Raw genomic sequence first — 17,458 nt, 5'->3', positions numbered from 1 at the left:
GCTTACTGTGCCGCCGCTGTAGTTGCGTAGAAAAAGGCATCAAAGTTGCGCAGCACGGGTTGGTTTGGCAGGTCGATGACACGGTTCACGATGAAGGGAACTTCTTGTTCCGTCAAACCACCATGGCTGCGCAGGGGCTCTTTGAGCGCTGCCAGATCGTGGCGATGCTCGGACGTTCCGATGCAAATGTTTTCGCCAGAAACCATCACAATGTCGCCAATCCGATCACCGGGCAATTCGAACCGTTCAATGGCCTGAGCCTTGGTCAGCACATGGGTGATCCCTTCGGTCGCCTTGAGTTTGGCAATGATGTCACTCTGATCCGCGCCATCCGGCAGGTAAGCGGTCGCGAACGAACCCAGTGCACCATGATGCACGACATAGGGGTCAGTGATCGGAAGGATGACCCGCGCCGCATCCTTGCCCAGCCATTCGTCCATCAGGTCCTGCACATAGATGACCGAAGGGGATCCATCTGCCAGGTGCTTAGGCTTCATGCCATGATCAGCCGTCACCACGATGGCGGCCCCCAATGCGTCCAACTCGCCCAGATAGCGGTCGAACATGGCGTAGAAATCAAGTGCGCCCTTTTGATCGGGTGCAAACTTGTGCTGGATATAGTCGGTAGTCGACAAATACATGACGTCGGGCTTGAACTCTTTCAGCAGCTTGACGCCAGCAGCAAAAACGAATTCCGACAGCTCGGCCGAGTATACCTCGGGCACGTCCATGCCCAACCATTTGCTGGCATTGTCGATGCCATGTTCCTCAAGCGTCGTTTCGCCCGAACGCTCAGAAGAGAATGCAACCGCCCTGCCCTCGTCAAACTTCAGCCCGGCACCAAGCAGCGCGCGAAGCTTGTCCTTGGCGGTTACCATCGCCACGCGGAAACCTGCATCATAGAACTGTGAGAAGATGGTCGGCGCGCGCAGGAAGCGGACATCGTTCATCATAACCTCTACACCGGTGTCGGGATCAATAAGGTAGTTGCCGCAGATTCCATGCACGATCGGCGGACGCCCGGTGGCAATCGAAAGATTGTTGGGGTTGGTGAACGACGGAATAACAGAATGCGCCAGACGGTCTGTACCTTCCTCCCGCATCCGTTTGAGGTTGGGCATCAGCCCTTTCGCAATCGCCACGTCGAGGTATTCAGGTTCACATCCATCAAGGCAGATGGCAATTGCGGGCACCTTCGGCGTTGGGTAGACGCGCTCATTTGCTTCGACAGGGGTTTGAATGGTCATCTGTGTTTTCCTTGATTTTTATGCGGCCAACTTGGCGCGTTCTTCCAGTGCCCGGAGAGGAGGCGCAGCGCTTGTCACGCCCATTTCTTCCAGAGATTCTTTTGCAGCGATCACAACTTTACGCATGACATCTTCGTCCATCTGGCCGATGCAACCGACGCGGAAACTGTCGACGACAGTCAGCTTGCCCGGGTAGATAATGAACCCTTTTTCTTTCATCCGGTTATAGAACTGATCAAAAACGAAATTCTCATCAGCCGGGCAGAAGAAGGTGACGATGATCGGGCTCAACCAACGATTATCCAGCAGCGTCTCGAAACCCAGTTCCCGCATGCCCGCAACCATGACGTCCCGGTTGCGGGTATAGCGGGCACCGCGACCTGCAACACCGCCTTCGGCAGTGTGCGCCCGAAGTGCCTCGATGAAAGCCGCAACCACATGCGTCGGCGGGGTAAACCGCCACTGTCCCGTTTTGTTCATATGCGCCCACTGCGCATACACATCCAGAGACAGCGAATGACTGTTACCTTTTGCGGCTTCCAGCTCGGATTTGCGCGCCACGATGAACCCAAAGCCCGGAACGCCCTCGATGCATTTGTTCGCCGAAGACACCATCGCCTCGTATCGAATTTCAGTGGGTTTGAGCTCAATCGCTCCAAATGCGGACATCGAGTCGATCAAAAGCTTGCGCCCGGCGGCATATGTGACCTCTGAAATCTCCTCGACCGGGTTCAGGATGCCCGAGCTGGTTTCGCAATGAATGGCGACGACATGCGTGATGTCCGGGTCATCCGCGAGAATGCGCGCCACCTCGTCACCCCTCGGAGGCAGGTAATCGCCCTTGTCCAATACGACATGATCACGACCCAGATACTGCAACGTCTGGGCCGAACGCTGCCCATAAGCACCATTGGCCAATACCAGCGCCTTTCCGTCCCGCGGAATAAAGGATGCCAGCATCGCTTCGACAGAAAACGATCCGCTGCCCTGCATCGGCACACAATCAAATTCGTCAGCGCCCTCGCCAAGCAGATTCAGCAGGCTTGATCGCACCTCCCGCGTCATGGCGCGGAAATCGTCATCCCAGCTTCCCCAATCGCGTAACATGGCCTCTTTAACCGCGTAGGACGTTGTCAAAGGACCGGGTGTCAGAAGGTAGGGTTCGCCAAGGCGCGGTTGCTCAATTTTGGGTATGGATGGCGTCATTACCAGGCTCCAGAACAGCGTTTTCAGGAACACATTTGCAGTAACGGTTGCTATATGTGAAATTGCAATTATCAATCCATTAATAAGCGCAGCCTATGCATTCATATCCAGGAAACCGTTATGCGACACAGCCAGTTGAAAGCTTTTCATTACGTGGCCAAACATGGTGGATTTTCCCGTGCAGCTGAGGCTTTGTATCTGACCCAGCCAGCGATTTCCGAACAGGTTCGAAAACTGGAACAGGATCACGACCTGTTGTTGTTCCAGCGTGAACGAAAACGCGTGAACTTAACGCCCGAAGGCGAACAGCTTTACCGATTCACGAAACAGTATTTCGAGATCGAAGATCAGATTGAGGATTATCTCTCTGAAACCAAAGCCGCGATTGATGGAGAATTAAGGATCATTGCCGATTCAGCGCATCACATGACGTCTTTTCTAGGTTCGTTCCAAAAGAAATACCCAAAAATCACGATCACCGTACGATCCGGCAACACCGAAGAAATCCTGGAGGAGCTTCGGTCTTACAATGCGGAAATCGGTGTTGTAGGCAGCCTGTCTCCTGGCAAGGACATGGACGTATTGAATCTGGGGTCCACTGAGATTGTGGCCTTTGCTGCCCAGGGCGTGCTTTTGGCATCCAAACCAACCTTATCCCTGGAAGAGTTGGCCGAATTGCCCCTGATTTTCAGAGAGCACGGGTCAAAAACACGCGAGAAACTAGAGGATGCAGCCGAGAAACACGGCATCAGATTAAACCCGGCAATCGTTGCAGAAGGCCGAGAGGCCGTTCGCGAGCTTGTTGCCTCGGGTGCGGGTATCGGTTTTGTATCTCAGGCGGAATACGGGCACGATGATCGATTGCAGCAAATCAAATTGAAGGGTGTGAACTTGCAAATGGGTGAAAGCATGATCTCACTTTCCCAGCGTCGCGACGTCAAGATCATACGGGCGTTTATGGACTTTGCTGAGCGGGTGCTTAAGGAGAAAGAAACCCCCGCTGATATGTGACCTGCGGGGCTTTGAGTTTTGTAGGGCTTACCTGCTGCGCCAGGCCTGTGTGCGGGCCAGAATGCCTTTTGACGCAATCAGGTGGACGATCCGGGCGGCTGCGTTGGTGTAGAAGATCATCATGCCCATCGCAGCTGCGGGTGCGATGTCCCCGGCATCATCCATGTTCAGCACCGCGATGGACGCGAGTGTGGTTTTGGGTGAGTAGAGGAACACAACCGCCGATACAGTCGTCATCGCGTTGACGAACAGATAGATTGAGATGTCCAGCACCGCAGGCAGGCAGACCGGCACCGTGACACGGGCAAACAGCTTCATTGTTGGCTGTTTGAGAGAGGCTGACACTGACTCGAACTCTTTATCCATCTGCTTGAGAGCGGTGACCGCCGTCAGGTGCGATACGGTATAGAAATGCGTCACCGTGCAAATCACCAGAATCGCCATGGTGCCGTAGATCGCATTGAACGGATTGGACGGGTTGTTGAAGAAGAAGATATACGACAGCCCCAGAACCATGCCCGGGATGGCCATCGGCAGCATGGCGAACATCTGAAAGATCGACCGCCCGGTTTTGAAGCCGTTCGATTTTTCCACCAGGTACGCCCCGAAGAAGACAACCGTCGTGCCGATCACCGCCGTCAGGAAAGCCAGTTTGATCGAGTTGAAATACGATCCCCAGCCGCCGCCATCCATCTTGTCGAACTGGTAATTCTTGAGGCTCAGGCTCAGATCGTAGGGCCAGAACTTGATCAACGCCGCAAACTGACACACGGCCAGAAGACCAACAATGAACAGGCCGATCAAACTGCAGTAGATCAGGAATATGCGATCAGTCTTTGGGTTTGGTGTTGCCTGATATGGAACCGAGCGCGCAGACAGCAGCGCCACCTGCTTGGACTGAACCATCCGGTCGATGGCAAAAGCCAGAATTGCGGGGATGACCAGAACCACCGAGACCACGGCGCCCATCTCAAAGTTCTGCTGGCCGATCACCTGTTTGTAGATATCCACGGCAAGCACGTTGAACTGGCCGCCGATCACCTTTGGCAGGCCAAAATCGGTGATCACCAGATTGAACACGACAAAGGCTGCGGAAATCAGGCCATAGCGCGCGCCGGGTATGGTAACGGTCCAGAATGTCCGCCAGGGGGTTGAGCGCAAGCTGACAGCGGCCTCGTACAACCGCGCATCCGATATCGCGAGCGCGGTCGATATGATCAGGAACGCGTGTGGAAAGGTAAAGAAGACCGATCCGATCACGATGCCTATGGGGCCATAGATACTGGCGCCGAATAGCAACTCCTTGATCATCCCCTGGTTACCGAACAGGTAGACCAGCGCGATGCCCGGCAGCAGCGAGGGAACCAGAATCGGCGCCATCGCAATCAGGCGAAAGGCCCCCTTGAACCGCATGCAGCTTCGGTTCAGCGCATAGGCAAACCAGAACGCCAGCGTCACCGTAACGATTGTGCTGACAACCGAAATCCAAAGGGAATTCTTGATCGAGTTGAACAGGGCCGGGGTTGAGAAGTAGTTGATGAAGTTTCCCAGACCCCGCGCTTGAACCGGTCGCATCTGCACTCGGCGGAACGTGTTGGAATCAAGCTCGACCCAATCGGTGCCTTCGTTCAAAGTCGACCCGACCAGAAAGCGCCCGACCTCCGTCGTGTTCCGCATCTGGTACATGACCGGGCTGCGAAAGCTGAAATCCGGAAAGAACCCGGTCACCGGCAAACGCCCGTCCGAGCCAGTTGTCAGATCGGTGTCGGAATACACCCCCAATTGCCTGTTCAGTTCGTCAGCCGTCAGGATCGTTCCGTCAAACACACCCGCTTCATCACTGACCTGAAACTCATACTGGGACAGCTCGACCCGGTAGGTCGAGAAGGACTTGGAAAGCATCGTGTAAAGCGGCAGCGCCAGTGTCACGATCAGATAGAGCGCGATCACCATCATGCTTCCGCGCATCAGGATGTCATCGCGGCTGAGCCTGGGCCTGATATCCGGCCCGACAGGCAATGTGTCGTGATTGGTCGACATCGTGCTCATGCCGCAGCCCCCGGAAGGTCAAACGCCATCAGGCGGTTCTCGGGAAGCTCGATCACCATGCTGCACCCCTCTTCCAGCTCAAGACGACGCACGGCGTTGATCGAAAAATCCGCGATCAGTTCAGAAGATCCGAACCGCTCGTTGTTCAGGCGGCAGCGCCAGAACGAGCCCAGAAACTCCATTTCATCAAGCGTGACCTCGATGCAGTTCCGATTGCCGCCCGTGTCAAGATAACCAGCTTCATGAGGGATGATGTCTTCGGGACGAATGGCTGCGATGACCGGAGTGCCATCATTGAACGTGTGGCTGAGGCAGGCAAAGGTCTTTTCCCCGACGCTCAACCGCCCGCCTTTGGTGACCTGAGATCGGATCTGGTTCATTTCACCGATAAAGTCGGCCACGAACAGGTTGGCCGGTTCGCGGTAGATCTCCGTGGGCGATCCAACTTGTTCAATCACCCCGTGGTTCATCACCACGATGCGGTCGGCCATGGCCAGCGCTTCTTCCTGATCGTGCGTCACCATCACGGTGGTCACACCCAGTTTGCGCTGCAATTCCTTGATCTCATGCCGCAGGTGAACGCGCACCTTGGCGTCCAGCGCCGACAGGGGTTCGTCCAGCAGCAGCAAACCGGGATTGGTTGCAATGGCGCGGGCCAGCGCAATCCTCTGCTGCTGGCCCCCGGACAATTGTGCCGGGTATTTCCTGCCCTGATCCGGCAGACCAACAAGGTTCAACAGCTCGCTCACCCGAACTGCGATATCCGACTTGCTGCGGCCCGTGTTTTCAAGGCCAAATGCGATGTTCTTTTCGATCGTCAGGTTCGGGAACAGCGCATAGGACTGAAACACAATCCCGAAATCGCGCTCGGACGGGGGCAGGTTGGAGACGTCCTTGCCATCCTGCATAACCGTACCCTTGGTCTGCAGATCCAGCCCGGCAATCGCCCGCAACAAGGTGGTCTTGCCGCAGCCGGACGGGCCAAGGAAACAAATGAATTCACCTTCTTTGATTTCAAGAGAGATGTCCTTGAGTGCCAGAAAGCTGCCGAACGCTTTCCACAAATTCTGGATGCTGAGATACAGTTCACCGGGTGGTGTTTTCTGAAGCACGGGAGAGGTCCTCACATCTGCACCTCGGGCACGACCGATCCTGGCCGGTGCGCGCCGGGTGAGTTGGTTGTGTTGGTGGGAACAAGAGAGTGGCGGGCAGGAGCGGCACAAAAGCCCCTCCTGCCAATGGAATTATTTCGCTTCAGACTTTCCGTCATAGCGAGACTGCCATTCCTTCAGGATTGCCGCGCGATTGTTGGCGGCATACTCGAAATCATTGTTGATCATCGCATCCAGAAGACCTTCTGGGAAGTGTTCAACCGGTTTTGCAACGCCGGGATACGCCACGACCGCATAGCCGGTATTGTACATCTCGTTGGCCTCTTTGGTGACGGTGAAGTCCACCAGCTTCTGCGCGGCTTCCAGATTTGCGGTACCGGCCACAATCGCGGTTGCTTCCATGTCCCAGCCGACGCCTTCCGAAGGCACAATGATCTCCAGCGGTGCACCATCAGCTTTGGACTTCGCCCCACGGAACGCAAAAGAAATACCAATCGGGATCTCGCCCGCCGCCGCCAGTTTGCAAGGCTTCGAGCCGGAATGGGTGTAGCGCGCAATATTCTCGTGCAGCGCATCCATGTATTCCCAGCCACCTTCTTCGCCAAACATTTGAAGCCAGCTGGACACATCAAGGAACCCCGTGCCCGAGGAATTCGGGTTCGGCATGATCACCTGATCCTTGTACATCGGATCAGTCAGGTCCTTCCACGAAGTGGGCGGCTTCAGCCCGGCCTTTTCCGCCTCAACCGTGTTGTAGCAAACCGAGGCAACCCAGGCGTCCATGCCAACCCAGGCAGGCGGGTTGTCACCATCGACGAATTTCGCATCCAGCTTGTCTACGCCAACCGGGGCATAAGGCTCCAGCATCCCTTCGGATTTCAACAGCAGAAGAGAGGTCGCTGCCAAACCCCATATGACATCCGCCTGAGGGTTGTCCCGCTCGGCCAGCAGTTTCGCCGTGATAATCCCGGTCGAGTCACGAACCCAGTTGATCTTGATATCCGGGTTACTCTGATTGAACGTCTCGGCATATCGTGCCAGATCCTCCGCCTCAACGGCGGTGTAAACTGTCAATTCTGTTTCCGATGCCGCTACCGTCGCGGTCAGTGCGCCGACGGCCAAAGCTGCGAGAAATGATGTGGTGTGTTTCATTGTTTTCCTCTGTTGGTGAATTGTTCGACAGGTTCGCCATTCTTGTGCGGCGTTACATTCACATTTTAGCATTGGCATTTTGACAGAATAAGGTGTCAAGAAAAATCGATTATACCTTCAAAACCATAAGCCAGCCCTATGGATCAATTTGACTGTGAATTTCAAAGAGACCAGACAAGGTTTTGCGGGGGAGCGTGAGCAGAAGCGTGAATGGGCAAGACTGGTTCCGCCACAAACATCCCGGAAGACCACTATATCCCAAGTGTTCGGAGCTGAACGCGATTTACGCCTACTTGATGTAGTTGCCGAATAAATCAGATGACTCAATTCTGAACCGATGGCCCTGACTTTTTTGTCAGGACCAACAATTGCGATCGCCATAGGAAAAAGTAACGTGCAAAGCCTTCAGAATCTAAGAGATAGGCATGACATTCCGCCATCCAGTTTTGCACATTCGGTGTTGTTGATTTCTACGACCTCGTAGCCGTTTTTCCGCAACATTTCTACTGTACGTGGGAACCCAGCCGGGGCCAGCACAAGCTCGTTGAACCGGATCGAGTTCGCCGCTGCTTCCTCACCTTCGGCTACGTGCAAAACGCGGTACCCTTCGAAACATCCTGAATCGTCCAGACGCTTGGTTGAAAGGATGGTTTCCCCATCCAACAGAGAACAATCCGTTTTGAAATGCAGTACACCCGGCGGTGTGAACACTTCACGCACGGTGTGGCCCCATTTCGAAACGATGTCGGTCAGTTCGGCAACACCAGCCGCGTCAGTGCGATCCGAACGCCCAACTAGGATTTCGCGGCCAGTGACCAGGATATCCCCACCTTCGATATGGCCCGGTCCTTTGATACGGTGCACGTCGTCGTAAACCGAGCGAATAGTTGGTTCCATCTCGGCCACTTCCCCCATGCGGCTGGGTGCCCCTGGACGCATCATAACGGCGCCCTGCGGCAGACAAAGGGTTGTATCCTCGACAAACACTGCATCCGGGAACGTATCCAGCGGTGACAGTTCAATCACCTCGGCACCGGTGCTCTTCAGCGTTGCTACATAGTGTGCGTGTGCCGCCAGCATCCCGTCCAAATCTGGTGTACCGATATCTTCTGCACGCAAACCCATGGTGATGGTTGCAGCCGGGCGGCGCGTAATCGCCCGCGTAAACTGAAAAGTCGGGTCAGTCATTTCCGTTCTCGCTTTTTATGAGGAGTGTGATTGATTAGGTGCGCGGATTTCAACAAGTCGTGGGCCTTCATGGCACTGCGCAGCAGTCAAAGCTTGCGCCACCTCTGCTGCATCCGGCCCGATCCGCCAGAACGGCATCCCGCAGGAGCGGGCCACGCCTTCAAAGTCAGGCGGTGTTGGTTCGCACCCAAGAACGGTCACCCCGACAGCTTGCATCGAGGTCGCAATTTCCTGATAGCCGTGATTGTTCCATATAACGAAAGTAATCGGCAGGTTTTCATCAACTGCGGTCATCAACTCGGGCAGGCTGAACTGTGCCCCACCATCGCCAGAGATACAGAGCACAGATGCATTCGGCGCTGCCAGCGACGCTCCGATCGCTGCGGGTATGCCGTATCCAAGTGCGCCAAACCCGGTCGACGCATTGAACCAACCACCAGGACGATCATGGTCATAGTAGAGATTGCCCGCGTAGATCGGATAAGTGGAATCGCCTACCATGATCGCGTCTGGAACGGCCCTACGCATCGCAACGAGAATGTCGTGAAGCGCGCGCATATCCGCACCGATTTCCTCAAAAGCACCGCGGCGTGCCGCTTTGGCACGTCGTGCGCCGTTCAAGGATGCGGTCGCAGGACCCAAAGCTTCCAATATCGCAGCGGCTACAACGCCTGCATCGCCAACAATTGCGACTTCGGCTTCGTGGCGACGCATTTGGTCGGGGCAGAGGTCGACCCGGATCAGGGACGACATACTGACGATGTTTCCGGTTGCGTACATGTCAAAGTCCGTTTGCCCCAGTTCAGTTCCCAGCGCCAGTATCGCGTCTGATCCTTCAATCAAATCGCGTACAGCCTGAAGACTTGGGCTTGCCGGCACACTGAGTGGATGACCATACATCAGCCCGCGCGCATTTACGGTCTGCACGACCGGCGCATCCAAACGTTCCGCCAGCAAACGTATTGCCGCGCTTTCCCGACGCGCACCGCCACCGACCAACAGCACCGGAGCCTTGGCTGCGGCCAATCGGCTGACAGCTTTGTCAATTAGCGCCATGTCTTCTGGTTTTTCGGTCAGAGATCCGGGCGCTACCGTTGTTTCAACATACTGATCCCCAGCAATATCCAAGGGAATTTCGATATGCGTCGGCCCCGGGCGTCCCGATTGGAACGGTCGAAAGACCCGATCCATGGCCGGAAGCAAATCATCCGAGCCCTCAACGCGCTCGGACCGCAACGCGACTGTCCGCGCCATCGCCCTCTGATCCGGCAACTCGTGTAAGTGTCCTAAACCTTTACCAAGGCTGGACAGCGTATTCACCCCAGAGACCACAAGCATCGGAACACTATCTGCCCTGGCCTGCCCCATCGCAGTAAGTGTATTTGTCAAACCTGGACCAGTGATAACAAATGCAACGCCGGGCTTGCCGGACACCCTGGCATACCCGTCCGCCATAAACCCCGCGCCCTGTTCGTGCCGGGGGGTGACGTGGCGGATACCAGAGGATGCAAGCCCCCGATACAGTTCGACCGTATGTACGCCAGGAATACCAAAGACAGTATCTACGTTGCGCGCAACCAGTTGGGACACCAACGCCTCACCAATGCTTGTCATGCGTTCTCCAACTGCAACTGGTTCGCGTGATTGATGATCCGGTCACAAGCCGCAGCAAAGTCCGCGTCATCCACCGTCAGTGCGATACGCACCCAGTCATCCACTGTGCCGCCAAACGATGTGCCCGGCATTACAGCCACTTTGCCATGTTCCAGCAGGTGAAATGCGTAATCGTTGCCGTTCAGTCCGGTCGCCGAAACGTCGATCATCGCGAACATGCCGGCCTGAGGACGATGAACACGCAGCCGCGTTTCAGTCGACAACCTGTCCTGCAAGATGCGCGCGCGATTGGCAAAGCGTTGCGCCATCCCGGCCGCGACATCCGATCCCTCGCGAATGGCCATTTCGGTCATGTCCGCGATGAAGGGTTGATTGCCGAAAAGCATGGTCTCAGACAGAGGCAAAAGGCGTTCTGCAAATGTCTCGGGGCCGATACACCATCCGCTGCGGAATCCAGGGGCGGCATGCGATTTTGATATGGATGACACCACAATGACCCGATCAGACAACTCTGGAAGGGACAGGGGCGAAACAAATTCGTTTCCGTCGAAAATCAACTCTTCATAGACTTCATCTGAAATGATCCAGAGATCATGATCGATGGCCAGCTGCCCGATAGCATTCAGATCTGCCTTAGTTAGGATCGAACCCGTCGGGTTGTGTGGCGTTGTGAGCAATATGGCAGAGGTTTTCGGGGTGATGCGAGCGGCGATGTCATCGGCAGCAATCCGAAAGCCATTCTCCGGTCGCAGAGGAACAGGCACGACGTCTGCCCCACTGGCGCGGATTACACCTTGATAGGTCGCATACATCGGATCACCTACCAGCACTTCACAACCGGTTTCCGCAACACCCATTAGTACGGCATAAAGCGCAGTTTGGGTCCCTGGGAAACACAACACTTGCAAATCGGAAATCGCCCGGCCGGACCTATCGGAGTAGCGCTCTGCCAATGCTGCACGCAGCCCGGCTTCACCGCGTCCACTCGAGTAGGTCGTTCGACCCTGATGCAGGGCGTTCACAGCCGCGTCCACAAGTCTGGTAGGTGCTGGAACGTCAGGCTCACCGATCGTCAATTCGATGATGTCCTGCCCTTCTGCAACACGGCGCTGAGCTGTGAGATGCACTTCCCACTTTGCGCCACCCAACCCGGACAGGCGTTCGGTTATCGCTGTTTCTTTCATCTTCAATCCTACTCAATAACCGTTAAGTCCAAACCGATGATTGATCCGACTGAGTCGAGCCCAATCTCGGGCAATTCGCCCGCTTTGAAAGCGCTTGGCAGGGCGCCACCTTCCATCCACAGTCCGTCGATCACCGCGTTGCAAGCGATGGCCATTCGTCTTAGGTGGCTGCTTTTTGGGGGCATACCCGCCTCTTGCAGAGCATCTGAAATATGCGCCTCTAGCCGATCACGGAAATCACGGTAAGTCTGCTCGTGGATCTCCTGCATTTTGGTATCTTTGCGCGTTTTATTCAGAAACCCCGCCCACAGACAAACCCAGTCCGGGTCGACCACGGGATGGGTCAACCCGGTCACTACAAACGTCGCCAGCCGTGATCTGGCGGAGTCATTTGGTTCAGCACTCTGCGCGGCAGTCATGGCGGTCATTCGCCGCATATGATAGTCGTAAGCTGCTGTAATCAGGTCTTCTTTCGAAGAAAAATGATGCCGGATCAGACCCTGAGTCACATTCGCCCGATCAGCAATCGCCCGAACGGTTGCCCCTTGCAAACCCTGCTCGGCAATCAAAGACAACGTAGCCTCAATCAACGACTCTTTACGCTGCTCTGCTGGTTCGCGCCTAAATTTTGTTACGTGATCCGGCATTATTCTTTCCAGATATTACAATTATACAGTTGCATAATTGTGGGGAATCGCTAAAGCTGCAAGGAAAAAATGGTGGATAGGGATGGAAACAACAAATGAACGTTGACCCCGAGACCAAGCCGGATGAGGCCATTCGGGTCATTGACTTGCACAAGTCTTTTGGCTCGCTTGAGGTTCTCAAGGGCGTTTCGCTCACTGCCCATCAGGGTGATGTCGTCGCCATCATCGGAGGCAGCGGTTCCGGAAAATCCACGTTCCTTCGTTGCATCAACTTCCTTGAAACGCCTAGCTCTGGCGAGATCGTTGTAAACGGTGAAACGATCGCGATGCGCCCTGACGGGTTGCCCAAAGACCGGCGTCAGCTTGAGCGTATCCGCACGCGGCTGGCGATGGTATTCCAGGCCTTCAACCTCTGGACTCATCGCACCTTGTTGGAAAACGTCATCGAAGTGCCCGTTCACGTTTTGAAAGTGCCGCGTGACCAGGCAATCAAACGGGCGCATCAACTGCTGGAGCGCGTGGGTTTGGGCGACAAGGCCGACACCTTCCCTTCGTTCCTTTCAGGTGGTCAGCAGCAACGTGCAGCGATTGCGCGCGCGCTGGCGGTCGATCCCAGTGTGATGTTGTTTGACGAACCCACCAGCGCGCTGGATCCCGAACTGGTCGGCGAGGTATTGACCGTCATTCGGGATCTCGCCGCCGAGGGCCGGACCATGCTGATAGTGACCCATGAGATGAAGTTTGCGCGTGAGGTTGCGACCCACGTTGTGTATCTTTTCGAAGGAAAAATCGAGGAACAGGGGCCACCTGACGAGCTTTTTGATAATCCTAAATCCGCTCGGCTGAAGCAATTCCTGAAATCAGTCGGCTGAGTAAACAAAATCATGACAGGGAGACTAAAATGATAAAAAGAAACCTAATTGCAGCAGGTGTGGCTGCGACAATGCTCAGCGCCGGAACGGCCAGTGCAGAAGAAGTAAAAATCGGGATTGCCGCCGAACCCTACCCCCCATTTGCCTCACTCGATTCCTCGGGCACCTGGGTCGGCTGGGAAATCGAGGTGATTGACGCGGTTTGTTCCGCGGCCGAGCTTGACTGCGTGATCACACCGGTTGCCTGGGACGGCATCATCCCGTCGCTGACCGGTCAGCAAATCGACGCTCTGATGGCGTCGATGTCGATCACCGAAGAGCGCCTGAAAACCATCGATTTCAGCGATCCCTACTACAACACACCGGCAGTGATCGTCGCCGACAAGTCGATGGACATCGAACCAACGCCGGAATCTCTGGCTGGCAAGATCATCGGCGTGCAGGCATCAACCATCCACCAGGCCTATGCGAACGAACACTTCAAAGATGCCGTAGAAATCCGAGTATACCAAACCCAGGACGAGGCCAATCAGGACTTGTTCGCCGGTCGGATCGACGCAATTCAAGCGGACAGCATTGCCATGGCTGACTTTGTCGCAACCGACACCGGTGCCTGCTGCGAAATCAAGGGCCCGGTTGCGAACGACGTGGCAATTCTGGGCCGTGGCGTCGGCGCTGGTGTTCGCAAGGGTGACGACGCGCTGCGTGAAAAACTGAATGCGGGAATCGCGGCAATTCTTGCCGACGGTACGCATGAGGAAATTACCTCGCGCTATTTCACGACCAGCATCTACAGCGAATAAGCTTCGTCGTGGAAGCGCTCCTCGAAAGCCTGGGGCTTGCCCAAAGCTTGGAGCTGCTGTCCCTAACCCCTCCGGGTTGGGGCGGTAATCTCCTGCGTGGCCTCGTTCACTCGTTGCAGATCGCACTTGGCGCGTTCGGTTTCGGACTGATCATCGGGCTTTTCGGGGCCTATGGGAAACTATATGGCGGACCGGTCACCCGCGACCTTCTCGCCATATACACAACCGTGATGCGCGCCGTACCTGAACTGGTGCTTATCCTGATCCTCTACTATGTAGGGACCGACCTGATCAATCAGGCCGCACAGGCAATGGGTTATGGCCGGGTTGAAATCAGCGGCGTTGTAGCTGGTATCTGGGTATTGGGCATTGTGCAGGGGGCTTATGCGACCGAAGTGTTGCGTGGGGCTATCCAGGCGGTACCCTCAGGGCAGATTGAGGCGGCGCGATCCTTTGGTATGCCGCCATTCATGCTTATGCGGCGTGTCACGATCCCCGCGATGATGTCCTTTGCCACACCGGGGCTGGCCAATCTTTGGCTGATCGCCACCAAAGACACTGCTTTGCTTGCCATCGTTGGTTTCAGCGAACTAACGCTGGAAACACGCCAGGCTGCTGCAAGCACGCGCGCATATTTCACGTTCTTCCTTGCTGCCGGTGCGCTTTATTTGATCGTCACCCTGTGTTCCGGCGTCGTGTTTGGCCGGATCGAGAAATGGGCCCGCCGCGGGCAACCTTCGTTGAAGGGAGCAAGCCGATGATGAACTGGCGGGCACTCATGCAACCGCACCGGATCGTGCTGATGGCCCTGTTTGCGGCGTTCGTAATCTGGTGCGCTCTCTCGTTACGATGGGATTGGATTCCGACCTATGCACCGCTGGCACTGGAAGGTTTGTGGAGAACCATCTGGCTGCTTGTCGTCACCACAGCGCTCGGGTTTCTACTGGCGATCCCGCTTGGCCTCGCGCAGGCGATTGGGCCCTGGTATCTGTCGGTCCCGGCGCGCGTGTTTTGCACCATCATTCGAGGCACGCCGATCCTCTTACAAATTTGGCTTTTGTACTACGGGCTTGGATCACTCTTCCCTCAAGTCCCGTGGATACGCGGCAGCGAACTGTGGCCCTATCTAAGGCAGGCCTGGCCCTATGCAGTTTTGGCTCTTACCCTATCTTACGCAGGCTATGAGGGCGAGATCATGCGCGGCGCATTCGCCAGTGTAAAAAAAGGCCAGCTTGAAGCGGCGCAGTCCTTTGGCATGCCGCGCTTTACGATGTTTCGCAGGATCTGGCTTCCTCAAGCTATTCGCAGTGTATTGCCGACGCTCGGTGGCGAGACCATCCTGCAGCTAAAGGCAACCCCGCTGGTCGCGACCATTACCGTGGTTGAAATTTACGCCGTGTCTTCCAGAGTTCGAGCGGATACGTTCGTGGTATACGAGCCGCTTTTGCTGTTGGCGCTAATTTACCTGATCATCGCGGGCCTCATTTCTCTGCTGTTCCGGCACATAGAGTTGCAGGTGCCCGCGCGGTAACCAGCCTCAAAAACAGTGAACCGAAACTTGCTGCATTCAGAATAAGTGCAGACACAAACAACGCAACCTGCTGAGAGCGCAGCGCGAATTTTGTAACTGGGTTTTACCTCCTGGTTCAGGTGCGAAGCCTCAGCCTGAACGAAAATGCTGCGCCAGAAAATCAATCAACGCGCGCACCCGGGCCGTCAGGTGACGATTGGGTGGATAGAGCGCATAAAGGCCGAAATTTTCCGTTTCATAGTCCTGAAACAGGCGCTCCAGGGTACCCTCTTCCAGACTGCGGGCAATCACATAGTGCGGGCAACGCGCAATACCCAGCCCGGCAATCGCCATGTTGGCAATCGCCGCCGGGGCATTGGCATGAAACATTCCCGCCACCTTGACCACAATATCCCTTGTCCCGGCTCGAAACCTCCATGCTGTTGCGTCGGCTGGATTTTCGTCAATCAGGCAGTTATGTGTGGCCAGTGCCATCGGATCACCCGGACGCCCCCTTTCCGCCAGATAATCAGGCGACGCGCAGACGATCAGCGGCATATCGGACAGCTTCCGCGCAATCAGGGTCGAATCCCGCAACACCCCGATCCGTATGGCAAGATCGAACCCCTCTTCAACAAGCGCCACGCGCGAGTCCGACAGTTTAAGGTCGATATCGACCTTCGGATGTGCCCGCAGAAACGAAGCCAAAGCCTGAGTCAGGTTGATGCTGCCGAACCCGGTTGGTGCGGTTATTCGGATTGGCCCGGCCAGTGCCGATTGCCGCTCCTGAACAAGGTCTTCCAGCTCGTCGATTTGTTCCACGATCGGGCGGCAGCGTTCAAGGTACGCGATGCCGACGTCTGTCAGCGAAACGCTTCTGGTTGTCCGGTTGAACAGTTGCGCCGATAGCTTGGCCTCCAACTGGGCAACATACTTGCTGACCAGTTTGGTAGACAGGCCCAGCCGCCGCCCCGCGGCAGTGAACGAGCCCTCATGAGCAACCGCCATAAATGCCCGCATCGTGTCAATTGTATCCAACGCAGCGCTCCTTCGTCAGGTTGGTGTTTGGTCAATTATACCCAATTTGTTCATAGTTACTGAATAAAACGCAGGATTATAACTAAAAAAGGTTTTGCCATGTTCTAGCCAGTGACCGCTGACGAGCATTGCCAGCTCGCTCCCAAGAAACTCCTCCGAAAGGAAACAGACATGCCAAACGCCATCCGTATCCACCGTCATCCCTTGTCCGGGCATTCACACCGGGTGGAACTATTCGCCAAGCTTGGCGGCATCAATCACGAGCTGATCGATGTCGACCTGCTGTCTGGCGAACACAAGAAAGAGCCGTTTCTTTCCCTGAACCCTGCCGGACAGGTGCCGGTGATTGAGGACGGTGAAATCGCGATCGCCGACTCCAACTCTATCCTCGTGTACCTTGCGCGGAAATACGCGCCTGATTGGCTGCCGACTGATCCGGTGCGCGAGGCGGAAGTTCAGAAGTTCTTGTCGCTGGCCGCCGGCGACATCGCCCACGGCCCTGCGGCAGCACGATTGATCACCGTTTTTGGCGCTCAACTGGATGCAGAACGTGCCAAGGCCATCGCCAAATCCGCCTTTGACCGGCTTGAGGCGCATTTGAGCGGACGCGACTGGCTGGTCGGAACCAGCCCATCCATCGCTGATGTCGCGATCTACAGCTATACGGCCCATGCGCCTGAGGGAAACGTTTCACTGGATGATTATCCCAATATCCGTGCCCTGCTGGCCCGGGTTGAGGCGTTGCCCGGCTTTGTGGCCATGCAAAGCACCAAGGTTGGCCTCGCTGCCTGACACCAGCGCGCGCCCGGCCCTGAAGGCCGGGCG

Annotated in this window: 16 protein-coding genes; 6 read left to right on the top strand and 10 right to left on the bottom strand. The window is 55.9% G+C overall.

Features of this window, described 5'->3' with window-relative positions; all coding sequences use genetic code 11:
* Positions 1-2: 2 nt before the first annotated feature.
* Both phnA and ACR0AP_RS17455 read right to left on the bottom strand, forming a co-directional pair.
* Entirely contained in the window at positions 3-1,247 is a 1,245-nt protein-coding gene (phnA, locus tag ACR0AP_RS17460) for a phosphonoacetate hydrolase (RefSeq protein ID WP_480508234.1), read from the bottom strand.
* An 18-nt stretch (positions 1,248-1,265) separates the two neighbouring features.
* Positions 1,266-2,453 (bottom strand): 2-aminoethylphosphonate--pyruvate transaminase, encoded by a 1,188-nt coding sequence (locus ACR0AP_RS17455; protein WP_480508232.1) that lies wholly within the window; start codon positions 2,451-2,453, stop codon positions 1,266-1,268.
* Positions 2,454-2,573: 120 nt separating this feature from the next.
* On the opposite strand from ACR0AP_RS17455, the gene ACR0AP_RS17450 reads away from it, so the two are divergent.
* Positions 2,574-3,464, top strand: coding sequence for a LysR substrate-binding domain-containing protein (locus tag ACR0AP_RS17450; RefSeq protein WP_480508230.1), 891 nt, complete (start codon positions 2,574-2,576; stop codon positions 3,462-3,464).
* Positions 3,465-3,491: 27 nt separating this feature from the next.
* Here ACR0AP_RS17450 and ACR0AP_RS17445 read toward each other — a convergent pair whose 3' ends face one another.
* The 7 genes from ACR0AP_RS17445 to ACR0AP_RS17415 form a co-directional block, all read right to left on the bottom strand.
* The gene (locus ACR0AP_RS17445) at positions 3,492-5,513 is read right to left on the bottom strand and encodes a putative 2-aminoethylphosphonate ABC transporter permease subunit (protein ID WP_480508228.1); all 2,022 of its coding nucleotides are present in this window, start codon (positions 5,511-5,513) and stop codon (positions 3,492-3,494) included.
* Positions 5,510-6,625 carry a putative 2-aminoethylphosphonate ABC transporter ATP-binding protein gene (locus ACR0AP_RS17440; protein WP_480508226.1) on the bottom strand — a complete coding sequence of 372 codons (1,116 nt, stop codon included), beginning with the start codon at positions 6,623-6,625 and terminating at the stop codon, positions 5,510-5,512. Before ACR0AP_RS17440 ends, ACR0AP_RS17445 begins: the two co-directional genes overlap by 4 nt.
* A 132-nt stretch (positions 6,626-6,757) precedes the next feature.
* The gene (locus ACR0AP_RS17435; RefSeq protein WP_480508224.1) at positions 6,758-7,777 is read right to left on the bottom strand and encodes a putative 2-aminoethylphosphonate ABC transporter substrate-binding protein; all 1,020 of its coding nucleotides are present in this window, start codon (positions 7,775-7,777) and stop codon (positions 6,758-6,760) included.
* A 405-nt stretch (positions 7,778-8,182) separates the two neighbouring features.
* Entirely contained in the window at positions 8,183-8,965 is a 783-nt protein-coding gene (locus ACR0AP_RS17430; RefSeq protein WP_480508222.1) for a dimethylarginine dimethylaminohydrolase family protein, read from the bottom strand.
* A gap of 15 nt (positions 8,966-8,980) precedes the next feature.
* Complete coding sequence (locus ACR0AP_RS17425) at positions 8,981-10,579, bottom strand: 5-guanidino-2-oxopentanoate decarboxylase (RefSeq protein ID WP_480508220.1); 1,599 nt, start codon at positions 10,577-10,579, stop codon at positions 8,981-8,983.
* Complete coding sequence (locus tag ACR0AP_RS17420; RefSeq protein WP_480508218.1) at positions 10,576-11,763, bottom strand: pyridoxal phosphate-dependent aminotransferase; 1,188 nt, start codon at positions 11,761-11,763, stop codon at positions 10,576-10,578. The genes ACR0AP_RS17425 and ACR0AP_RS17420 overlap by 4 nt, the downstream gene beginning before the upstream one ends.
* Positions 11,764-11,771: 8 nt before the next feature.
* The gene (locus tag ACR0AP_RS17415; RefSeq protein WP_480508216.1) at positions 11,772-12,338 is read right to left on the bottom strand and encodes a TetR/AcrR family transcriptional regulator; all 567 of its coding nucleotides are present in this window, start codon (positions 12,336-12,338) and stop codon (positions 11,772-11,774) included.
* 167 nt (positions 12,339-12,505) lie between these two features.
* Between ACR0AP_RS17415 and ACR0AP_RS17410 the strand changes: the two genes are divergently transcribed.
* From ACR0AP_RS17410 to ACR0AP_RS17395, 4 genes are read left to right on the top strand one after another with little or no spacing between them, the layout of a single operon-like run.
* The gene (locus tag ACR0AP_RS17410) at positions 12,506-13,282 is read left to right on the top strand and encodes an ABC transporter ATP-binding protein (protein WP_480508214.1); all 777 of its coding nucleotides are present in this window, start codon (positions 12,506-12,508) and stop codon (positions 13,280-13,282) included.
* Between the two features lie 29 nt (positions 13,283-13,311).
* Entirely contained in the window at positions 13,312-14,085 is a 774-nt protein-coding gene (locus ACR0AP_RS17405) for a transporter substrate-binding domain-containing protein (RefSeq protein ID WP_480508212.1), read from the top strand.
* Between the two features lie 8 nt (positions 14,086-14,093).
* Positions 14,094-14,846 carry an ABC transporter permease gene (locus tag ACR0AP_RS17400; RefSeq protein ID WP_209599066.1) on the top strand — a complete coding sequence of 251 codons (753 nt, stop codon included), beginning with the start codon at positions 14,094-14,096 and terminating at the stop codon, positions 14,844-14,846.
* Entirely contained in the window at positions 14,843-15,616 is a 774-nt protein-coding gene (locus tag ACR0AP_RS17395) for an ABC transporter permease (protein ID WP_209599067.1), read from the top strand. The genes ACR0AP_RS17400 and ACR0AP_RS17395 overlap by 4 nt, the downstream gene beginning before the upstream one ends.
* A gap of 129 nt (positions 15,617-15,745) precedes the next feature.
* Here ACR0AP_RS17395 and ACR0AP_RS17390 read toward each other — a convergent pair whose 3' ends face one another.
* Complete coding sequence (locus ACR0AP_RS17390; protein WP_480482877.1) at positions 15,746-16,633, bottom strand: LysR family transcriptional regulator; 888 nt, start codon at positions 16,631-16,633, stop codon at positions 15,746-15,748.
* A gap of 171 nt (positions 16,634-16,804) precedes the next feature.
* Here ACR0AP_RS17390 and ACR0AP_RS17385 point away from each other — a divergent pair, with 171 nt between their 5' ends.
* Entirely contained in the window at positions 16,805-17,425 is a 621-nt protein-coding gene (locus tag ACR0AP_RS17385) for a glutathione S-transferase family protein (protein WP_480482879.1), read from the top strand.
* The last annotated feature ends 33 nt before the right edge of the window (positions 17,426-17,458 follow it).

This window comes from Ruegeria sp. AF7 (genome assembly GCF_056541885.1).
Note: the sequence above shows the minus strand (reverse complement) of the source record. Positions and strands in the feature narration are given on the sequence as shown.